The sequence below is a fragment of the Kitasatospora sp. NPDC056783 genome, from assembly GCF_042789895.1.
Classification (GTDB): domain Bacteria; phylum Actinomycetota; class Actinomycetes; order Streptomycetales; family Streptomycetaceae; genus Kitasatospora.
In genome coordinates, this window is the sequence record NZ_JBHUAF010000066.1 from 1 (window position 1) to 19,184 (window position 19,184).

15 protein-coding genes are annotated in these 19,184 nt (G+C 74.1%); 10 read left to right on the forward strand and 5 right to left on the reverse strand.

The window, feature by feature from the left end:
- Positions 1–39: 39 nt before the first annotated feature.
- Positions 40–2,319 carry an FdhF/YdeP family oxidoreductase gene (locus ACFRMQ_RS13065; protein WP_380730127.1) on the reverse strand — a complete coding sequence of 760 codons (2,280 nt, stop codon included), beginning with the start codon at positions 2,317–2,319 and terminating at the stop codon, positions 40–42.
- A gap of 139 nt (positions 2,320–2,458) precedes the next feature.
- On the opposite strand from ACFRMQ_RS13065, the gene ACFRMQ_RS13070 reads away from it, so the two are divergent.
- Positions 2,459–4,375, forward strand: a complete 1,917-nt coding sequence (locus ACFRMQ_RS13070) for a protein kinase (RefSeq protein WP_380730129.1) — start codon at positions 2,459–2,461, stop codon at positions 4,373–4,375.
- A 24-nt stretch (positions 4,376–4,399) separates the two neighbouring features.
- Here the strand turns inward: ACFRMQ_RS13070 and ACFRMQ_RS13075 are convergent, their stop codons facing one another.
- Both ACFRMQ_RS13075 and ACFRMQ_RS13080 read right to left on the reverse strand, forming a co-directional pair.
- Entirely contained in the window at positions 4,400–6,358 is a 1,959-nt protein-coding gene (locus tag ACFRMQ_RS13075; protein WP_380730131.1) for an FAD/NAD(P)-binding protein, read from the reverse strand.
- Positions 6,351–7,340, reverse strand: a complete 990-nt coding sequence (locus ACFRMQ_RS13080; RefSeq protein ID WP_380730133.1) for an amino acid ABC transporter permease — start codon at positions 7,338–7,340, stop codon at positions 6,351–6,353. Before ACFRMQ_RS13080 ends, ACFRMQ_RS13075 begins: the two co-directional genes overlap by 8 nt.
- Before the next feature lie 620 nt (positions 7,341–7,960).
- Between ACFRMQ_RS13080 and ACFRMQ_RS13085 the strand changes: the two genes are divergently transcribed.
- The 7 genes from ACFRMQ_RS13085 (at position 7,961) to ACFRMQ_RS13115 (ending at position 14,794) form a co-directional block, all read left to right on the forward strand.
- Complete coding sequence (locus ACFRMQ_RS13085) at positions 7,961–9,079, forward strand: LLM class flavin-dependent oxidoreductase (protein ID WP_380730135.1); 1,119 nt, start codon at positions 7,961–7,963, stop codon at positions 9,077–9,079.
- Entirely contained in the window at positions 9,076–9,597 is a 522-nt protein-coding gene (locus ACFRMQ_RS13090; RefSeq protein ID WP_380730137.1) for a GNAT family N-acetyltransferase, read from the forward strand. Before ACFRMQ_RS13085 ends, ACFRMQ_RS13090 begins: the two co-directional genes overlap by 4 nt.
- A 10-nt stretch (positions 9,598–9,607) precedes the next feature.
- A complete protein-coding gene (locus ACFRMQ_RS13095; RefSeq protein ID WP_380730139.1) occupies positions 9,608–10,555 on the forward strand; it encodes an ABC transporter substrate-binding protein in 948 nt (315 codons plus the stop codon).
- A 34-nt stretch (positions 10,556–10,589) separates the two neighbouring features.
- Positions 10,590–11,582, forward strand: coding sequence for an amino acid ABC transporter permease (locus ACFRMQ_RS13100; RefSeq protein WP_380730141.1), 993 nt, complete (start codon positions 10,590–10,592; stop codon positions 11,580–11,582).
- Positions 11,583–11,650: 68 nt separating this feature from the next.
- A complete protein-coding gene (locus tag ACFRMQ_RS13105; protein WP_380730172.1) occupies positions 11,651–12,403 on the forward strand; it encodes an amino acid ABC transporter ATP-binding protein in 753 nt (250 codons plus the stop codon).
- A 45-nt stretch (positions 12,404–12,448) separates the two neighbouring features.
- Positions 12,449–13,441, forward strand: coding sequence for an ABC transporter substrate-binding protein (locus ACFRMQ_RS13110; RefSeq protein WP_380730143.1), 993 nt, complete (start codon positions 12,449–12,451; stop codon positions 13,439–13,441).
- Between the two features lie 135 nt (positions 13,442–13,576).
- Complete coding sequence (locus ACFRMQ_RS13115) at positions 13,577–14,794, forward strand: serine/threonine-protein kinase (RefSeq protein WP_380730145.1); 1,218 nt, start codon at positions 13,577–13,579, stop codon at positions 14,792–14,794.
- On the opposite strand, the gene ACFRMQ_RS13120 is transcribed toward ACFRMQ_RS13115, so the two are convergent.
- Positions 14,750–15,448 carry an MBL fold metallo-hydrolase gene (locus tag ACFRMQ_RS13120; protein ID WP_380730147.1) on the reverse strand — a complete coding sequence of 233 codons (699 nt, stop codon included), beginning with the start codon at positions 15,446–15,448 and terminating at the stop codon, positions 14,750–14,752. The genes ACFRMQ_RS13115 and ACFRMQ_RS13120 overlap by 45 nt on opposite strands.
- Before the next feature lie 213 nt (positions 15,449–15,661).
- Here ACFRMQ_RS13120 and ACFRMQ_RS13125 point away from each other — a divergent pair, with 213 nt between their 5' ends.
- On the forward strand, positions 15,662–16,513 hold the full coding sequence (locus ACFRMQ_RS13125) for a fumarylacetoacetate hydrolase family protein (RefSeq protein ID WP_380730149.1): 852 nt from the start codon (positions 15,662–15,664) through the stop codon (positions 16,511–16,513).
- A gap of 46 nt (positions 16,514–16,559) precedes the next feature.
- Here the strand turns inward: ACFRMQ_RS13125 and ACFRMQ_RS13130 are convergent, their stop codons facing one another.
- The gene (locus ACFRMQ_RS13130) at positions 16,560–17,315 is read right to left on the reverse strand and encodes a TetR/AcrR family transcriptional regulator (protein ID WP_380730151.1); all 756 of its coding nucleotides are present in this window, start codon (positions 17,313–17,315) and stop codon (positions 16,560–16,562) included.
- Positions 17,316–17,429: 114 nt separating this feature from the next.
- Here ACFRMQ_RS13130 and ACFRMQ_RS13135 point away from each other — a divergent pair, with 114 nt between their 5' ends.
- On the forward strand, positions 17,430–19,151 hold the full coding sequence (locus tag ACFRMQ_RS13135) for a DUF885 domain-containing protein (protein ID WP_380730153.1): 1,722 nt from the start codon (positions 17,430–17,432) through the stop codon (positions 19,149–19,151).
- Positions 19,152–19,184: the final 33 nt, after the last annotated feature.

The window sequence follows — 19,184 nt, forward strand, 5'->3', positions numbered from 1 at the left end:
ATCCTGCCGGGCGCGCGACAGGATTCGGCCGGACAGGACCTAAGCGCCGGTGTCGGGGGCGAGGCGGATGACGACGGCCTTGGAGGTGGGGGTGTTGCTGATGTCGGCGGTGGAGTCGAGCGGCACCAGGACGTTGGTCTCGGGGTAGTAGGCCGCCGCGCCGCCCCGGGCGACGGGGTAGTGGACCACCCGGAAGTGCGGGGCGCGTCGTTCCACGCCGTCGGTCCACTCGCTGACCAGGTCGACGTACTCGCCGTCGGTGAGCCCGAGTTCGGCGGCGTCCGCGGGGTTGACCAGGACCACCCGGCGGCCGCCCCTGATGCCGCGGTAGCGGTCGTCGAGGCCGTAGACGGTGGTGTTGTACTGGTCGTGCGAGCGCAGGGTCTGGAGCAGCAGCCGGCCCGGCGGGACCTCGGGGGCGGTCAGCGGGTTGACCGAGAAGTTGGCCTTGCCGGTGGCGGTCGGGAAGGTGCGGGTGTCCCGGGGGCCGTGCGGCAGGGTGAAGCCGCCGGGGCGGCGGACCTTGTCGTTGTAGTCCTCGAAGCCCGGGACGACGCGGGCGATCCGGTCGCGCAGGGTGTCGTAGTCCTCGGCGAAGTCCTCCCAGGGCACGGTGTCGCGCGGTCCGAGCACGGCCCGGGCGAGGCGGCAGACGATCGCGGTCTCGGAGAGCAGGCCGGGTGCGGGCGGGCGCAGGCCGCCGCGCGAGGAGTGCACCTGGCCCATCGAGTCCTCGACGCTGACGAACTGGGCGCCGCGCGCGGTGACGTCCCGGTCGGTGCGGCCCAGGGTCGGCAGGATCAGGGCGCGGGCGCCGGTGACCACGTGCGAGCGGTTGAGCTTGGTGGAGACGTGGACGGTCAGCCGGCAGCGGCGCATCGCGGCCTCGGTGACCTCGGTGTCCGGGGTGGCCGCGACGAAGTTCCCGCCCATCGCGAAGAAGACCCCGACCCGGCCGTCGCGCATCGCGCGGATGGTGTCCACCGAGTCGAAGCCGTGCTCGCGCGGCGGTTCGAAGCCGAACTCCTTGCCCAGCGCGTCCAGGAACGCGGTGCTCGGGCGTTCGAAGATGCCCATCGTCCGGTCGCCCTGTACGTTGCTGTGCCCGCGCACCGGGCAGACCCCGGCGCCGGGGCGGCCGACGTTGCCGCGCAGCAGCAGGAAGTTGACCACCTCGCGGATGGTCGGCACGGCGTGCTTGTGCTGGGTGAGGCCCATCGCCCAGCAGACGATGATCTTCTCGGACCTCAGCACCAGCCGGCCGAGTTCCTCGATCTGCTCCCAGGGCAGGCCGGTCGCCGCGAGCACCTCGTCCCGTCCGGTCTCCAGCGCCTGGGCCTCGAACTCCTCGAAGCCGTGGCAGTGTTCGGCGACGAACCCGCGGTCGACCCCGTCCTGTTCCAGGACGATCCGGTTGAGCGCCCGGAACAGCGCGAGGTCGCCGCCGAGGCGGATCTGGAGGAAGAGGTCGGTCAGCTTGGTGCCGTGGCCGGCCAGGCCGCGCGCGTGCTGCGGGTTCTTGAACCGCTCCAGCCCGGCCTCCGGCAGCGGGTTGACGCTGACGACGGTGGCGCCGGCCCGCTTGGCGCGCTCCAGCGCGGAGAGCATCCGGGGGTGGTTGGTGCCCGGGTTCTGGCCGGCCACGATGATCAGGTCGGCCTGGTAGAGGTCCTTGAGGCTCACGCTGCCCTTGCCGACGCCGATGGTCTCGGTGAGCGCCGAGCCGGAGGACTCGTGGCACATGTTGGAGCAGTCCGGCAGGTTGTTGGTGCCGAGCCTGCGGGCGAACAGCTGGTACGCGAAGGCGGCCTCGTTGCTGGTCCGGCCGGAGGTGTAGAAGGCCGCGCCGTCCGGGGTGTCCAGGGCCTTGAGCTCCTCGGCGATCAGCGCGAAGGCGTCGTCCCAGGAGACCGGCCTGTAGTGGGTGGCGCCCTCGTCGAGCAGCATCGGCCGGGTGAGCCGGCCCTGCTGACCGAGCCAGTACCCGGAGCGCTCGGCCAGGTCGGCGACGGGGTGGGCGGCGAAGAACTCGGCGCGTATTCGGCGCTCGGTGGCCTCCTCGGCGACGGCCTTGGCGCCGTTCTCGCAGAACTCGGCGGTGTGCGGCTTGTCCGGCTCGGGCCAGGCGCAGCCGGGGCAGTCGAAGCCGTTCGGCTGGTTGACCTTGAGCAGGGTGGCCAGGGTGCGGCGGGCGCCCATCTGCTCGGCGGCCATCCGCAGGCTGTGGCCGACGGCGGGCAGCCCGGCGGCCGCGTGCTGGGGCGCGGACACCTCGGGGGCGTCCTGTGCCGGGTCGCTCTGCGGGGCCTGCTTGGCCATGACTGCGCTCCTCGGTTCCGCGGGTCCGGGCCGCCGCGCCGTCGCGGGGCCCACCGTCCATCCTTCCACCGGCTCCGTCGCGAGGGGAGGGCCGTCGGTAGAGTCTGGGCGTCATGGCGGGGAGGGCGGGGGAGCGCGCGTGCGAGTCGGTGACGTCCTGGACGACCGGTACCAGCTGACGGAGAAGCTCGGCCAAGGCGGCTTCGGGGTGGTGTGGCGGGCCGAGGACACCCGGATGGAACGCGAGGTGGCGGTCAAGGTCATCGGGCACCACGACGGTGACCGGGCGAAGGCCGCGCTGCGGTTCGTCCGGGAGGCGCACGCGGCGGGCCAGCTGTCCCACCCGCACATCGTCACCGTGCACGACCTCGGCCAGTGCGGGAGCGGTGACGAGCAGGAGGTCACCTTCCTGGTGATGGAACTGCTCGTCGGCCGCACCCTGACCCAGGTGCTGCGGGACGGCCTGCCGGAGCCGGAGCGGAGCCTGCGCTGGGGGCAGCAGATCTGCGAGGCGCTGGCGGCGGCGCACGACGCGGGCATGGTGCACCGGGACATCAAGCCGGACAACGTGATGATCACCGAGGCCGGGCAGCTCAAGGTGCTGGACTTCGGCATCGCCCAACTGGACACCGGTACAGGAGGGTTGACCACCGTCGGGACGGTCATCGGCAGTCCGGCGTACATGGCGCCGGAGCGGTGGAGCGGCGACCGGGTGGACGGCCGGGCCGACCTGTACGCGGTGGGCTGCCTGCTGGTCGAACTCTGCACCGGGACGAGCCCGTTCGCCGGGAACTCGACGCCCGTCCTGATGTACCAGCACCTCAACGAGGTGCCCCCGGCGCTGGACGCGGGCCGGTACGGGCTGCCGCCGCACCTGCCCGCCCTGGTCGCGGAGCTGCTGGCCAAGGACCCGGCGGACCGGCCGGCCGACGCCCGGACGGTCGCCCGGCGGCTCGCGGACCTGGCCGACGGGAAGGAGCCGCCCGCGCCCGAGGTCGTGTCCGCTCCCGGGACCGCGCCCACGCCTGCTCCCGGGACCGCGCCCGCGCCTGCTCCCGGGACCGCGCCCGCACCCGCGAAGACCGTGCGGTCCGGTCGGCCCGCGCCGCCGGCCCGGCGGGCACCCGTCCGGCCGGTCCGGCCGCGGGGGCTGACCGGGAGCCCGAAGGAACCGAACCTGCGGCCGGTGGGGCGGCCCGCGCTGCGGTACCCCGAACCCCCGCCGCCCACCGCGGCCGCCGGGCCCGCGCCGGTCGAGGACACGGTGGTCGAGGACGCGGCGGCCGTCCGGGGCCGGCTGCTGGAGACCGTCGAGGCCGCCCGGGACGCGCGGCCCGCGGTGGCGGCGCACCGGCTCCAGCCGGTGGTCGACGCCGCCGCGCGGTCGCTCGGGGCGACCGACCCGGAGGTCGTCGCCGCCCGGCGGGACCTCGCCCGGTACCTCGGCTCGGCCGGCCTGCCCGCGCGGGCCGTGCGGGTGCTGGGGGACCTGGCGGAGGACCTGGAGTCGGCTTCCGGGCCGGTCGATCCCCAGGTCCTGGAGGTCCGGTACGAGCTGACCGGACTGGTCCGCGAGAGCCACGAGACGGTCACCGCGATCCGGCTGCTGACCGACCTGCTGCCCGCGCTGAGGACCGCCTGGGGCCCGCAGGGGCCGCTCGTCCTCCGGGCCTGGCAGGACCTCGCGGCCTGCCAGGCCCGGCGGGGTGACTTCCAGGGCGCGGTGCTCCGGCTGACCGAGCTGGTGCCCCGGCTGGACGAGGCCTTCGGCGTGACCGACCGGCGCAGCATGCGGGCCCGGGCCGACCTGGCGGAGTACCGGAAGCGGGCCCGGTTCCACGGCGGTCCGGCCCGGGCCGTCCGGGCGTTGCGGGTGCGGATCGACCGGGACGAGGCGCTGCGGCTGGTCCGAAGGCTCCGGTCCGGCGACGCCGATCCGCACGCGGTCCGCGCGCTGGAGCGCGGCACGGGCGCGAAGGGCGTCGCGCAGCGGGTGGCCGCCGCGCCGTTCTTCGTCACGGACGAGGACCTGGTGGCGGAGATCCTCGGCTCCTGAGCGGTACGGGCCGCAGGGCGCCGCTCATGCCGCCAGCGCCGGTGCCGCCGGGAGCGCGGCCAGCGCCCGGAGCAGGGCGCGGGCAGCCGCGTCGTTCTGCCGGAAGGCCGGGGCGTCGGTGCGCGGCCGGGCGAAGGCGGCGGCCGAGCGCAGGCTGGTGTGCGGGCCGAGGGCGGTGCGGCGCGGGTGCGGGGCGCCGCCGAGGGCCGGGTCGAGCAGCCGGCTGTCGGCGGGGGCGATGGTCACCAGGCCGGAGCGGTGGGTGTGGTCCGGGTCGGTGACCACCTCCTCGACGATCCGTCCGGTGCGGTGCAGTTCGCCCAGCAGCGGGTCCAGGGTGCGGCTCAGCGCGTGCTTGGGCAGGTACGCCTCGACCAGTGCCGTCGCGCTGACCAGGTGGCCGGGCACGGTGGAGCCGGAGGCCTTCCAGGTGCCGCTCGCCTCGTCCCGCCGGATCCGGACGCCCGCGCCGAGGAAGCGCACCACCCCGGCCTCGGAGAGGGCGAGCAGCTGGCGCAGCCGGAAGCCGGGCGGGCCGGAGGCGAGGAAGCTGAAGTAGCCGAAGAACCACTCGTCGACCTCCTCGGCGATCGAGCGGGCGGTGAGCCGGCCGCTCGCGGTGATCCGGGGGAGCTGGCCGAACAGCGAGAGCAGGGCGAGGAAGGCGCCGAGGTCGGCGCTGTGCGCGGGGTCGGCCCGGCGGTCGGCGTCGTCGGCGACGTACCCGCGCAGGTGGGCCTGGAGCTCCTCGCCGGTGCCGAGTTCGAGTCCGGCCAGCGGGTGGTCGAGCCGTTCGAAGTCGATCCGGTCGGCCGGGTCGGGGACGGCCTCGGCGACCAGGGCGGCGAGTTCGGGGGTGTACCAGCCGTGCCGGTCGTAGCGGGCGAGGAACTCCGGCCAGGGCAGCGTGGTGCGCTCGGGGTGGGCGTGGAACAGCTCGTGGTAGTGCCCGAAGCCGACCTCCTTGGCCATCAACGGCCAGAAGTCGCGCCGGAGTTCGAGCTGTCCGCCGAGGGCGAGGACAGCGTCCACGGCGGCCGCGTCGAAGTACCGGGGGAGCGGGGCGGGCGGCCCCTGGAGGCGGTAGCCGGTCTTGGAGTGGTAGGGGACGCCGCGCCGGGAGCCGAGGTGGAGCACCGGTTCGCGGCCGGACGGGAGGTAGCGCAGCGCGGGCCCGTCCCCGGTGGGCTCGAAGCGGCCGCCGCGGCCCTCGGTGAGCAGCGCGACGAGGTCCACCGAGGCGAGGCCGAGGCCGCGCAGCACCACGTGTTCGCCGGGGGCGATGCGGTCCAACTCGGCCGCCGTGTCGGCGGAGTAGGCGGGCGGCAGGTGGAAGCGGCCGTGCCGGGCGGCGAACTCGGCGTCGGCGGCGTGGCGCGGGTGCGGGGCGGAGTCGAGGTGGCCGAGGGTGAGCGCGACGTGGTCGGCGGTGAGCGTCCGGTCGGTGAGGTGGACGGTCTGCGGGCCGTCGGCCGGGCCGTCGATCCGCCGGACGGTGTCGCGGTGGACGGTGACCGCGATGTGCGGCGGCAGGTCGGCGACGGCGCGGCGGAACGCCCAGTCCAGGTAGGCGCTCTGGGCCCGGCGGGTGGGGAAGTCGGTGGGGGCGAGGGTGCGCAGTTCGGCGCGGACGGCCGGGTCGGGGACCTCCCGGTAGGGCGCGAACTCCTCCTGCCGCCGGGCCCATTCGGCGAGTGAGGGGCCGGGGCGGACCGGCCCTTCGAGGGTGGAGCGCTCGTCGGTGAACATGGTGACGTCCTCGGCCATCGAGTTCATCCGCAGCAGCGGGGACTGGTCGTGGCGCCAGATCCGGCCCGCGCCGGGCGGGTGCGGGTCGACCAGGTGGATCTCCAACGGCCGGTCGCCGGGCAGGAGTTCGCGGGCGCTGGCGGCGATCCGCTCCAGCAGTCCGGTGCCGCGTGGGCCGGCCCCGACGATCACGACGGCGCTGCCTGGGGTGATGCGCTCGCCGTGCTCACTCATGGGCCCGCACCACCTTGGCGAAGGCCGCGCGGGCCCGCTGGAGCGGGGTGGGCGGCAGGCCGTCGCGGGTGGCGCCCCTGGCGAAGTGCCGTTCCACGTAGTACTGGCCGATGGACAGCAGGGTGGTGACGACCAGGTACCAGAGGGTGGCGACCACCAGCATCGGGATGACCTGGTACGACTGGAGGTAGACCAGCTGCACCGAGTAGAGCAGGTCGGAGACGGCCAGCACGCTGACGATGCTGGTGCCCTTGAGCGCGCCGATCAGCATGTTCCCGGCGGTCGGCACGATCGCCCGCATCGCCTGCGGCACCACGATCCGGCGCAGCACCCGCCACCGGCCGAGCCCGAGCGCGGCCGCCGCCTCCAGCTGGCCGCGGTCCACGGAGAGGATGCCGCCGCGGATCACCTCGGCGGCGTACGCGGTCTCCAGCAGGGTGAGGCCGATGACGGCGGTCAGCGTGGGGCCCATCAGGTTGACGGTCTTCACCGTGACGAACTCGGGGCCGAACGGGATGCCCAGGCCGAGGGTCGGGTAGAGCGCGCCGATGTTGAAGAAGAACAGCAGCTGCACCAGCGGCGGGGTGGAGCGGAACACCCAGATGAAGCCCCAGCTCAGTGTGCGCAGCACCGGGTTGGTGGACAGCCGCATGGTGGCGAGGACGGTGCCGAGCACGAAGCCGAGGGCGAGGGTGACGGCGGTCAGCCAGAGCGTCAGGGTGAGGCCGTCGAGCACCGAGCGGGCGGTGAACCAGTCGGCGACCACGCCCCACTGGAAGGCCTTGTTGTGGATCACCGAGTTGGCCGCCATCGCGGCCAGCAGCAGCGCGACGGCGGCCGCGGCCCACTGGCCGGGCTTGCGGCGGGCGACGATCCGGGCCTCGGCGGCGGGCGGGCCGGAGGGTGGTCCGCCGGAGCCGTCGGGCGCGGCGGGCCGGTGGTGGACGGGGAGGGCGGGCAGGACGTCCTGCGGGGTGGCCATGGCGGCGGCTCCTGGGCGGAGTGCGGGTGGGAGGAGGTACGGCGGTGGTCACGTACGCGGGCGCGGTCCGTGTCCCTCAACACGGGCGGCGCGTGGCACTGCACTCCGCGTCGATCGTACGCATGCGCGATCGACGGCTGTCAAGGGTGGTCGGGGCGTCCGGCCATCCGCCCGAAACACCTCTGAAACGCGACGGGAGATCGCAACAGTGCGGCAACGAGGGATGGTTGACGTACCGATCGGCCGACTGTTCAACTTGAGCCCATGTACGCCGAGCAGCCCCTGGTCACCCGCGACCACATCGACTTCGGTCGGGTGTGGTCCGCGGCGTGTCGCGGCTGACCCGACGGCGGGCCGCCCGTCCGGCCCCGATCCCGCTCGGCCCCGATCCCTCCGGGTAGCCCTCCCTCGGCTCACCTCCGGGGTGGCCGACGCCCCGTCACATGTCGACCGTCGCCGACGGTTCCGCACTGCGCTCCGGCCGCACTCCACCGCTCCGCCGCAGCACTCCACCGCTCCCGCCGCCGCGTACCTCCGCCCGACGGCCGTGCCCCGCCACGGCCGCGTCCGGCCCGCCCACCCGCGGCCACCGGACTTCCGCCCATCCGAAAGGTTCCGCCATGCCCGTCGAGTTCCTCGGAATCGCCGCCACCAGTGACGGTTCGGAGACCGTCGCCCGCACCACCGCCGCCTTCGACCGCGACTACACCCTGCGGCTGGCCCGGGCGCACGAGGACCACGGCTGGGACCGGGTGCTCTTCGCCTACGCGGCCGGGGCGCCGGAGCCGGCCGCCGCGGCGGCCTTCCTCGCCTCGCACCTGGACCGCCTCCAGATCCTGCTGGCGCACCGGCCGAACGTCTCGTACCCGACCTTCGCGGCCAAGACCTTCGCGACGCTCGACCGGATCAGCGACGGCCGGCTGACCGTGCACTTCATCACCGGCAGCAACGACCACGAGCAGCAGCGCGAGGGCGACTTCCTGACCAAGGACCAGCGCTACGAGCGCACCCGCGAGTACATCGGCATCGTCAAGAAGGCCTGGACCAGCCGGGAGCCCTTCGACCACGAGGGCCCGCACTACCGCTTCAACGACTTCGTCTCGGACGTCTTCCCCGTCCAGCAGCCGCGCCCGGCGGTCTCCTTCGGCGGCTCCTCGGACGCGGCCTACGCGGCCGGCGGCGCCGAGGCGGACATCTACTGCCTCTGGGGCGAGCCGCTGGCCCGCACCGCCGAGCAGATCGAGCGCGTGAAGGAGGCGGCCCGCGCGGCCGGGCGCACCGATGTGCCGCGGATCCAGGTGGCGTTCCGGCCGATCATCGCGCCGACCGAGGAGCTGGCCTGGGAGAAGGCGCACCGGACGGTGGCCGCGATCCGGGCCCGCCGGGGCGGTGCGGTCGAGGCCCCCGAGAACACGGGCTCCCAGCGGCTGGTCGAGATCGCCGAGGCCGGCGAGCGCTACGACCGCGCGCTGTGGACGCCGACCGCCGCGGCCACCGGCGGGAGGGGCAACTCCAACGCGCTGGTCGGCACCCCGGAGACGGTCGCCCAGGCGCTGCTCGACTACTACGACCTCGGCGTGGACATCCTCTCCGCGCGCGGCTACGACCTGCTGGACGACGCCATCGACTTCGGCCGGTACGTCATCCCGATCGTCCGCGAGGAGGTCGCCAAGCGGGACGCCGCCCGGGCCGAGCGCGCCGAGCGCGACCGCCACCAGCTGATCGCGGCGCAGGCGTGAGCGCGGGCACCGCCCCCGGGTGGGAGTTCCGCCGGGCCACGCTCGACGACCCGCTGGTCGAACCGCTGCTGCGCGAGCTCACCCACGAGTACGTCACCCGGTACGGCCCCGAGGGGCGCCAGGAGATGACCCGCTACCCGGGTGAGGCCTTCGCCGAGCCGCACGGCGCGCTGCTGCTCCTGCTGGAGGACGGCGAACCGGTGGCCGGCGGCGCGTACAAGCGCTACGACGAGCGCACCGCCGAGGTGAAGCGGATGTGGACGCACTCCGCGCACCGCCGCCGCGGCCTGGCCCGCCGGGTGCTGGCCGAGCTGGAGCGGACGGCCGCCGAGGCCGGCTACACCCGCTTCTACCTGACCACCGGGCCGCGCCAGCCGGAGGCGAAGCACCTCTACCTGGTGGCCGGATACACCCCGCTGTTCGACGTCTCGGCCGATCCGCTGACCGTCGGCCCGCTCCCCTTCGAGAAGCAGCTGCCCGTCCGGGATCACCTGCCCGCTCTGACCCCGACCTCCTGAGAGGCCCCCCGTGAGAACCACCACCGTCCGTCGCCGCCTGCTCGCGACCACCGCCCTGCTGCCGGTCCTGGCCCTGGCCGCCTGCGGTTCGGACCCGAAGATCGCGAGTGCGGCGGGGACGGGCGGTCCGGCCGCCACCGCCACCGAGGACGTCGTCGCCGCCCTGGCGAAGTCGGAGGCCGCCGCCGCGCTGCTGCCCGAGGAGGTCCGCAAGGCCGGGACGCTGAAGTTCGGCTCCTCCTTCGGCACACCGCCCTCCGCGTTCCACGTCGACCAGGCCGACAAGAAGCCCGCCGGGATCGACGTGGACTTCACCGACGCGGTGGCCAAGGTGCTCGGCCTGACCGTGCGGCGCGAGGAGGCCGCCTTCGAGACCATCCTGCCCGCGCTGGACAGCGGGAAGTTCGACGTCGGCACCGGCAACTTCGGGGTCACCACGGCCCGGCTGAAGACCATCGACTTCGTCACCTACATCGACGACGGCCAGGGCTTCGCGGTGAAGAAGGACAACACCGCGATCCAGCCGGTCACCGACCTGGTCCAGCTGTGCGGCCTGGTCGTCGGCACCAGCGCCGGCACCACCTTCGAAACCACCCTGAACAGCCGGAAGAACGTCTGCGCCGACGCCGGGAAGAAGCCGTACGAGGTCAGGGCGTTCAGCGAGAGCGGCGCCCTGCTGGCCGGCCTCCAGCAGGGCCGGGTGGACATCGAGATGTCCACCATCAACGGCCTGCGCCACCAGGCGGCGCAGGAGGCCTCCGGGACCCGCTTCCTCGGCGAGTTCCACCGCCTCGACGTCGGCTTCGCCCTGAAGAAGGGCTCGACGCTCGCCCCGGCCCTCCAGGCGGCGGTCAACCAGCTGATCAAGGACGGGACGTACGAGCGGATCCTGCGCAAGTGGGGGGTCGCCGACTCGGCGATCAAGGAGTCGCAGATCAGCCCGCCCGAGCACGCCTGACCGCCGGGTCCCCGACCACCCCGAAGGAGTCCCGATGACCGTCAGCACCGCAGCGCCGCCGGCCCCGTCGAGGCCGGCGGCCCCCCTCGACCTCGACGACCTGGACGGCCTGCGGACCGTCCCCGCCCGGCACCCCTGGCGCTGGGCCGTCGGCCTCGCCGCCCTGGTCGTCCTCGCCCAGTTCGCCCACGGCCTGGCCACCAACCCCGGCTGGGACTGGGCCACCTTCCGGCTCTACTTCACCGCCGACACCATCCTCCGGGCAATCGGCCGGACCCTCGAACTCACCTTCTACGGCACGGTGCTGGGCTTCGTGCTGGGCGCCGCGGTGGCCGCGATGCGGCTGTCCCGCAGTGCGATCCTGCGGTCCATCGCCTGGGCGTACGTGTGGGTGTTCCGCTCGATCCCGCTGATCGTCCAGCTGGTGTTCTGGTTCAACCTCTCCTACCTGTACAAGCGGTTCGGGATCGGCATCCCGTTCGGCCCGACCTTCGGCGACGTGGAGACGGTCGGGGTGCTCGGCGCGCTCGGCGCGGCGGTGCTCGGCCTCGGGCTGCACCAGGCCGCGTTCGCCGCCGAGATCATCCGCGGCGGCATCGTCGCGGTGGACGCCGGCCAGCGGGAGGCCGCCGCCGCGCTCGGCATCCCGCGCTGGCGCCAGGGCTGGCGGATCGTGCTGCCGCAGGCCATGCGAGGCATCCTGCCGGCCGCCGCCAACGAGGTGGTCTCGCTGCTCAAGGGCACCTCGGTGGTCTACGTGATGGCCATCGGCGAGCTCTTCTACCAGGCCCAGGTCATCTACGGCCGCACCGGCCGGGTGGTGCCGCTGCTGATGGTCGCCACCGTCTGGTACGTGCTGCTGACCACCGTGCTCTCGATCGGCCAGTACTACGTCGAACGCCACTTCGCCCGCGGCGCCGAACGCACCCCGCCGCCCACCCCGTGGCAGCGCGTCCGGGCCTTCGCCCGGAGCCTGCCGGACCGCACCCGGCCCGCCGCCGCCCGCACCTCCGGAGGACAGTCGTGACCATCCTGGCGAAGCCCGAATCCCCTGTGGCCGAACCGCCCCTGGCCGAACCCGCCGAGGCGGCGCCGATGGTGCGGGTCCGCGGCCTGCACAAGAGCTTCGGCCGGCTGGAGGTGCTCCGCGGCGTCGACCTGGACGTCCCGGCCGGCTCGGTGACCGTGGTGCTCGGCCCGTCCGGCTCCGGCAAGTCCACCCTGCTGCGGGCGATCAACCACCTGGAGAAGCTGGACCGCGGCCACGTCGCCATCGACGGCGAGCTGATCGGCTACCGGCGCTCCGGGGACCGGCTGTACGAGCTCAAGGAGCGCGAGGTGCTGCGCCAGCGCACCGGCATCGGCTTCGTCTTCCAGAACTTCAACCTGTTCCCGCACCTCACCGTGCTGGAGAACCTGGTCGAGGCGCCGGTCGCCGCGCTGCGCCGCCCCAAGGCCGGGGCCAGGGCGACGGCGCTGGCGCTGCTGGAGCGGGTCGGGCTGGCCGACAAGGCCGCCGCCTACCCCCGGCAGCTGTCCGGCGGGCAGCAGCAGCGGGTGGCGATCGCCCGGGCGCTGGCGCTGGAGCCGAAGGTGCTGCTGTTCGACGAGCCGACCTCGGCGCTCGACCCGGAGCTGGTCGGCGAGGTGCTGGACGTCATCAAGGACCTGGCCCGCAGCGGCACCACGATGATCGTGGTCACCCATGAGATCGGCTTCGCCCGCGAGGTGGCCGACACCGTGGTGTTCATGGACGGCGGTGTGGTGGTCGAGCAGGGCCCGCCCGCCGAGGTCCTGGACCGGCCGCGGCACGAGCGCACCCGGGCCTTCCTGGCCAAGGTCCTCTGACCCCCCTTCCCCCAAACCCCCCCTTCACCGATGAGGAGTTCCGCCATGTCCGTACCCCGTCGCGCCCTCGTGGCCGCCGCCTGCGCGCTCGCCTCCGCCCTCGCCCTGGCCGGCTGCGGCAGTGGCGCCACGGGCGCGGCGGCGGAACTCGCCCCGGCCAAGGGCGGCAGCACCGCGCCGGACGGCACGGTGGTGAACCTGTCGCCGAACCAGAACCGGGTCACCACGTCCAAGGTCGAGGCGATCGCCGCGCTCGTCCCGGAGGAGATCAGACGCAAGGGGAAGCTGAGCGTGGTCGACTCCCTCGGCACCACCCCGCCGCTGGACTTCTACGCCGACGACGACAAGACGATCATCGGTGTCGAGCCGGACCTCGCGGTGCTGATCGGCAACGTGCTGGGCCTCGAGGTCGAGTTCAACCCGGTCTCCTGGGAGAACATCTTCGTCGGCCTGGACAGCGGCAAGTACGACGTGGGCCTGTCCAACATCACCGTCACCGAGGCGCGCAAGGAGAAGTACGACTTCGCCACCTACCGGCTGGACGTCCTGGGCTTCGAGGCCAAGAAGGGCAGCGGGATCAAGGTCGCCGGCGCGAAGGACCTCGCGGGCCGGCCCGTCGGCGTCAACAGCGGCACCAACCAGGAGAAGCTGCTGATCGCCTGGAGCGAGGAGAACGTCCGGAACGGCCTCAAGCCGATCGACATCAAGTACTTCCAGGGGTCGGACTACTACCTGGCGCTCTCCTCCGGCCGGATCGACGTCTACACCGGCCCCAACCCCAGCCTGGCCTTCCACGCCGTGCAGACCGGCGAGACCGAGGTCGTCGGCACCTACTCCGGCGGCGGCGCGGACGTCCTCGGCAAGATCGCGGCGACCACCAGGAAGGACAACGGACTGGTCAAGGCGCTGAACGGGGCGATCGAGGAGCTGATCAGGAACGGCACGTACGGGCAGGTGCTCAAGCGCTGGGGCCTGGACGGCGAGGCGGTGGCGAACTCCGAGATCAACCCGCCCGGACTGCCCAAGCCCAAGCCGTAGCCGGGACCGTGACCGAGACCGCGGCCGAGGCCGTCCGGGCCCGTTCACCCGTTCGTCCCCGGCCGCCGCTATGGTGACCCCTCCGACCCGCCCGGCGGCGAACGCCGGGCGGGCGCGGTCGAGTTGGGGGAGGGCATGGAGGAAGGCACAGTGCTCGGCGGTCGCTACCTGCTGGAGCAGCGGCTGGGCAGGGGCGGGTTCGGCGTGGTCTGGCGGGCGACCGACACGACCATCGGCCGGAAGGTCGCGGTCAAGGTGCTGCTCGCCGAGCACGCCACCGACCAGGAGGCGGTCAGCCGGTTCGTCGTCGAGGCCCGCACGGCCGGCGGCCTCAACAACCCGCACATCGTGACCGTCTACGACTACGGATGGACCGAGAGCGGCTCCGGGAAGATCCCGTACCTGGTGATGGAGCTGGTCCGCGGCCGGGCGCTGTCCGAGGTGCTCAAGGAGGGCCCGCCGGACCACAAGCAGATGCTGCGCTGGATGCGGCACGTGTGCAAGGCCCTGGACGCCGCGCACCGCGAGGGGGTCGTCCACCGGGACATCAAGCCCGAGAACGTGATGATCGCCGACGAGGGGCAGCGGGCCAAGGTCCTGGACTTCGGCATCGCGCTGCTGGCCGACCAGACCGTCCGGCTCACCGCCACCGGCAACGTGCTCGGCTCCCTCCCGTACATGGCGCCGGAGTGCCTGTCCGGCGGCGGGGTGGACGGCCGGGCCGACCTCTACGCGCTCGGCATCATGCTGTACCAGGTCTGCACCGGCGCCCGCCCGTTCAGCGCCGGCTCGGCCGCCGAGTACGTGTACAAGCACCTGAACGAGGTCCCGCCGGCGGTCCGCAGCATGGACCCGGCGCTGGCCGACCTGATCGCCCGGCTGCTCGCCAAGCGGCCCGAGCAGCGGCCGGGCGGCGCCGCCGAGGTGCTGGAGCGGCTGCGCACCGTCCGGCCCGGGATGCTGCGCCCGGAGGACCCGAGCCCGGAGCAGCTGCGCCGGCGGGCCGACCGGGCCTGGCAGTACGGCTCGGCGGGAGAGGCGGCGCAGGCGGTGGAGATCCTCATCGGGCTCGTCCCCGACTTTGCCCGGATCTGCGGCCCGGACGACCCGCGCACCCTGCGCACCTGCCACGACCTGGCGCTCTGGCTGGCCCGGGACGGCAGCCCGGGCGACGCCGTCGCCCTGCTGGACGAGCTGGCCCAGGCCCCGGGCGCCACCCCGGAGGCCCGGGCGGACGCACGGCGCGACCTCGCCCACTGGCAGCGGGAGGTCGCCCGGCTCGGCCCGGGCCGAGCCCGTGGCCTGGGCCTACACCCGGGCGTGCTGCTCGGCGGCGGCGCGCAGGGCGGCTGAGGCGTCCCGGGCGATCGGGTCGCCGTGCCCGAACACCACCGTCTCCACCGGCAGCGCGGCCAGCCGGTGGAAGGAGGCGAGCGCCCGCGCCGGGTCGGTGTTGAACACCCCGGGCATGGTCCGGCCCTGGACGTTGGCCGCCGTGTCCCCGGTGAACAGCACACCGCGGCCGGGCAGGTGCAGCGCGATGCTGCCGTCGGTGTGCCCCGGCACGTGCAGCACCACCGCGCCGCCGCCGATGTCCAGCACGTCGCCCTCCTCGACCTCCCGGTGCACCCGGCAGGGCTCCGCGGGCGGGATCGGCGGCCGGCCGTCCCACAGCCGCTGTTCGAAGGGGCTCAGCACCGGTGGCGGCGCCGGCTGCTCGCGCCGGATCACCGGGGCGTCCAGCCGGTGCGCCACCACCTGGGCGCAGTACCGCCGGGCGAGCACGGCGGCCGAGCCGGTGTGGTCCTCGTGGTGGTGGGTGAGCACGATCCGGCGCAGCGCGGCCGGTTCCTGCCCGGTGGCGCGGATGCCCTGCTCGACGGCGTCGGCCGAGCCGGCGATGCCGGTGTCGACCAGGGTGAGGCCGTGTTCGTCGCGCCAGAGGTAGGCGGCGCCGAACTCCAGTGTGATCATGTGCAATTCGTCGCGTACCTGGATGATCTCCATGCAGGGCATCCTGCGCCCCCCGGCGCCCCGGCGCGCCCGCGTTCGCCCTGGGCGTGCGCCCGTCAGCCGTCGGGCGCGGCCGGGGCCGGAGGGATTCCGCCCATCGGGACGGTCTGGTCCGCGGCCCGGGGCGTTGGTATACCTCGTTCCCGGGCTCGGGAGCGGCGCCCGTGCCGCTCCGGTGAGCCGTGACGAAAGGCTGGTGACGGATCGATGAAGCTCCTGCGCGTCGGACCCCCGGGCGCCGAACGCCCGGTCGTCCTGGGCGAGAACGGCACCGCGTACGACCTCTCGGGGCGCGCCCGCGACCTCGACGGGGCCTTCCTGGCCGGGCTGGACCCGGCCGCCCTGGCCCGGGACGCGGCCGCCGGCGTCCTGCCGGTGGTCGACCTCGACGGCCTGCGGGTGGGCGCACCCGTGGCCCGGCCGGGCAAGGTGCTCGGCATCGGGCTCAACTACCGCGACCACGCGGCCGAGGCCGGGGCGGCGATCCCGGAGGAACCGGTGATCTTCCTCAAGCCGAGCTCCACCGTCGTCGGCCCCTACGACGAGGTGCTGGTGCCGAGGGGCGGCGAGAAGACCGACTACGAGGCCGAGCTGGCGATCGTGATCGGCCGCACCGCTCGCTACCTGGACTCGCACGCCGAGGCGGCCGAGGTGATCGCCGGCTACACGATCGCCAACGACGTCACCGAGCGGGCCTTCCAGTTCGAACGCGGCGGCCAGTGGGACAAGGGCAAGTCGGCGGAGACCTTCACCCCGCTCGGCCCCTGGCTGGTCACCGCCGACGAGGTGGCCGACCCGCAGGCGCTGACCCTGCGGCTCTGGGTCAACGGCGAGCGGCGGCAGCACGGCAGCACCGCCGAGATGATCTTCCCGGTGCTCGAACTGGTCCGCTACGCGAGCCGGTTCATGGTGCTGGAGCCCGGCGACGTGATCATCACCGGCACCCCGGCCGGGGTCACCCTGGGCCGCCCCGGCACGCCGTACCTCGCCCCGGGCGACGTGGTCGAGATCGAGATCGACGGGCTCGGACGCCAGCGGCAGGTGCTCGGCAAGGCGTAAGCGGCCCGCAGGCCGGCCCCGACCCTTGGCACGGGGGTCGGGAGCCTCACGGGCGCGCCAGCACCGCCCGCAGCCGCTCCGCCCGCCGCGCCCGCGGCCCCTCCAGCGCGAGCAGGCCCGCCAGCACCTCGGCCGTCTGCGGATCGTGCAGCGCCGTCGCCGCCGCCATCGCGGTGAACTGGTCCACCAGCCAGTCGCGCAGCTCCGCCACCGGCAGCGCCCGCCCCTCGTCCAGCCAGCTCAGCGACGCGCCCTCGACCACCGCGATCCACGAGCGCACCAGCAGGGTCAGCCGCGGCCCGGCCTCCCGCACGCCCAGGTGGCGCAGGGTGCGCCGCAGCGCCGCCCGCCGGACGTCGTCCACGATCGCCGAGGTGCGGGCCGTCTCCACCACCGAACCGCCGCGCAGCAGCGCCGAGTAGCCCGCCTCGTGCTCGACCACGAAGGCGAAGTAGCCGTCCAGCACCGACGACAGCTGCTCCGACGGCGTCCCGCTCAGCGGCACCGCGAACCGGCTGGTCAGCTCCTGCGCCGCGGAGCGCAGCGCGGCCTCGTACAGCTGCTGCTTGCCGCCCGCGAAGTAGCGGTACACCAGCGGGCGGGAGGCCCCGGCGGCCTCGGCGACGTCGTCCAGGCCCACCTCCTCGGGCGGCCGGGAGGCGAACAGCTCCAGGGCGACCGCGATCAGCTGCTCGCGCCGCCGCTCGACCGGCAGCCGCCGGTAGCCGGTGCGACGCGGGCGCGGCTCGGACTCGGCCGGGACGGGTGGCGGACCGACGGCCGGGGCGGGGCTGGCTTCCATGGCGGCCAGCGTAACGGGCGCGCTACGGATCGGAACCGGTCGCGCCGAACGGATTTCCCGGGCGGGACCAGGCAAAAGGGTTGCGAAGCGGCCGGGCCGCGAAATGATGTCCGGATGCGTGAAGAACTGATCACCGCCGACGGCACCACCCCGCGCCGCATCGCCGACGACCACGTCCGCGAACTGGCCGAGCTCGACCCGCTGATCGCGGTCTACCTCGGCCTCAACCCCGAGGACGACCGCCTGCCCGACCTCTCCCCGGCCGGCCCCGAGGCCGTCGCCGACCTCGCCCGCCGCACCCTGGCGAGGCTCGACGAGGCCGAGAAGGCCGGCGCGGCGGAGGACGAGGCGGAGCGCCGCTGCGCCCGGCTGCTGCGCGAGCGGCTGACCGCCGAACTCCTCGTCCACGAGGCGGGGGAGAGCTTCCGCTCGCTGCGCAACCTCGGCTCCCCGGTGCACGAGCTGCGCGAGTCGTTCACCCTGATGGGTACCGACACCGAGGCCGAGTGGCAGGTGATCGGCCGCCGGCTGGCGAAGGTCCCGGTGGCGTTCGAGCAGTACCGGGGGACGCTGGCCGAGGGCATCGAGCGCGGCCTGCCGGTCGGCCCGCGCCAGGTGTCCACCGTGCTCGGGCAGTTCGCCGAGTGGCTGGGCGAGGACGCGCCCGCCGACGAGCGACGGACGGGATGGTTCGAGCAGTTCGTCCAGGGCGCGCCGGAGGGCCTGCGCCCGGAGCTGTCGAAGCAGGCGGTGGCCGCCGCCGGGGCGCTGGCCGAGCTGCGCGACTGGCTGCGTGACGTCTACGGCCCGGCCGCCGCCGACGCCCCGGACACCGTGGGCCGGGAGCGCTACGTCCGCTGGGTGCGCTACTGGACCGGCGCCGACCTGGACCTGGACGAGGCCTACACCTGGGCCTGGAGCGAGTTCCACGACCTGCTGGCGCAGATGGAGACCGAGGCCGAGAGGGTGCGGCCGGGCGAGGGCCGGCTGGCGGCGATGAAGTGGCTGGAGACCGACGGTCCGGCCATCGAGGGCGCCGAGGCCGCCCGGGAGTACCTCCAGGGCCTGATGGACCAGGCGATCCGGGACCTCCAGGGCACCCACTTCGACCTGGCCGAGCCGGTCACCCGGGTCGAGTCGAGGATCGCTCCGGCGGGCAGCGCCGCCGCGCCGTACTACACCGCCCCCTCGCTGGACTTCAGCCGTCCCGGGCGGACCTGGCTGCCGCTGGTCGGCCGGGACAGCTTCCCGGTCTGGGACCTGGTCTCCACCTGGTACCACGAGGGCGTCCCGGGCCACCACCTCCAGCTCGCGCAGTGGAACTACGTCGCGGACCGGCTCTCCACCTACCAGGCCAGCCTCGGCGGGGTCAGCGCCAACATGGAGGGCTGGGCGCTGTACGCCGAGCGCCTGATGGACGAGCTCGGCTACCTCACCGACCCGGGCCACCGCCTGGGCTACCTCAACGCGCAGATGATGCGGGCGCTGCGGGTCATCGTCGACATCGGCATGCACGTGGGCCTGGACTTCCCGGCGGACTCCCCGTACAAGCCGGGCGAGCCGGTCAGCCCCGAGCACGCCCGGGAGTTCTTCGGCCTGTACTGCGGCCTGGGCGACGACTTCCTGGACAGCGAGCTGGTCCGCTACCTGGGCCTGCCCGGCCAGGCGATCGGCTACAAGCTGGGCGAGCGCGCCTGGCTGCGCGGCCGGGCGGCGGCGAAGGCGGCGCACGAGGCGCGCGGCGAGGAGTTCGACCTCAAGGCCTGGCACATGGCGGCGCTCTCGCTGGGCTCGCTGGGGCTGGACGACCTGGTCGACGAGCTCTCGGCGCTCTGAGTCCTTTCCGAGGGCCCCGGGACTCGGTCGCGA

Excerpts from the sequence above, each read along its gene's own strand:
- ACFRMQ_RS13065 (WP_380730127.1), bottom strand. The coding sequence starts at position 2,319 with ATGGCCAAGCAGGCCCCGCAGAGCGACCCGGCACAGGACGCCCCCGAG.
- ACFRMQ_RS13075 (WP_380730131.1), bottom strand. The coding sequence starts at position 6,358 with ATGAGTGAGCACGGCGAGCGCATCACCCCAGGCAGCGCCGTCGTGATC.
- ACFRMQ_RS13080 (WP_380730133.1), bottom strand. The coding sequence starts at position 7,340 with ATGGCCACCCCGCAGGACGTCCTGCCCGCCCTCCCCGTCCACCACCGG.
- ACFRMQ_RS13085 (WP_380730135.1), top strand. The coding sequence starts at position 7,961 with ATGCCCGTCGAGTTCCTCGGAATCGCCGCCACCAGTGACGGTTCGGAG.
- ACFRMQ_RS13100 (WP_380730141.1), top strand. The coding sequence starts at position 10,590 with ATGACCGTCAGCACCGCAGCGCCGCCGGCCCCGTCGAGGCCGGCGGCC.
- ACFRMQ_RS13105 (WP_380730172.1), top strand. The coding sequence starts at position 11,651 with ATGGTGCGGGTCCGCGGCCTGCACAAGAGCTTCGGCCGGCTGGAGGTG.
- ACFRMQ_RS13110 (WP_380730143.1), top strand. The coding sequence starts at position 12,449 with ATGTCCGTACCCCGTCGCGCCCTCGTGGCCGCCGCCTGCGCGCTCGCC.
- ACFRMQ_RS13115 (WP_380730145.1), top strand. The coding sequence starts at position 13,577 with ATGGAGGAAGGCACAGTGCTCGGCGGTCGCTACCTGCTGGAGCAGCGG.
- ACFRMQ_RS13120 (WP_380730147.1), bottom strand. The coding sequence starts at position 15,448 with ATGGAGATCATCCAGGTACGCGACGAATTGCACATGATCACACTGGAG.
- ACFRMQ_RS13125 (WP_380730149.1), top strand. The coding sequence starts at position 15,662 with ATGAAGCTCCTGCGCGTCGGACCCCCGGGCGCCGAACGCCCGGTCGTC.
- ACFRMQ_RS13130 (WP_380730151.1), bottom strand. The coding sequence starts at position 17,315 with ATGGAAGCCAGCCCCGCCCCGGCCGTCGGTCCGCCACCCGTCCCGGCC.
- ACFRMQ_RS13135 (WP_380730153.1), top strand. The coding sequence starts at position 17,430 with ATGCGTGAAGAACTGATCACCGCCGACGGCACCACCCCGCGCCGCATC.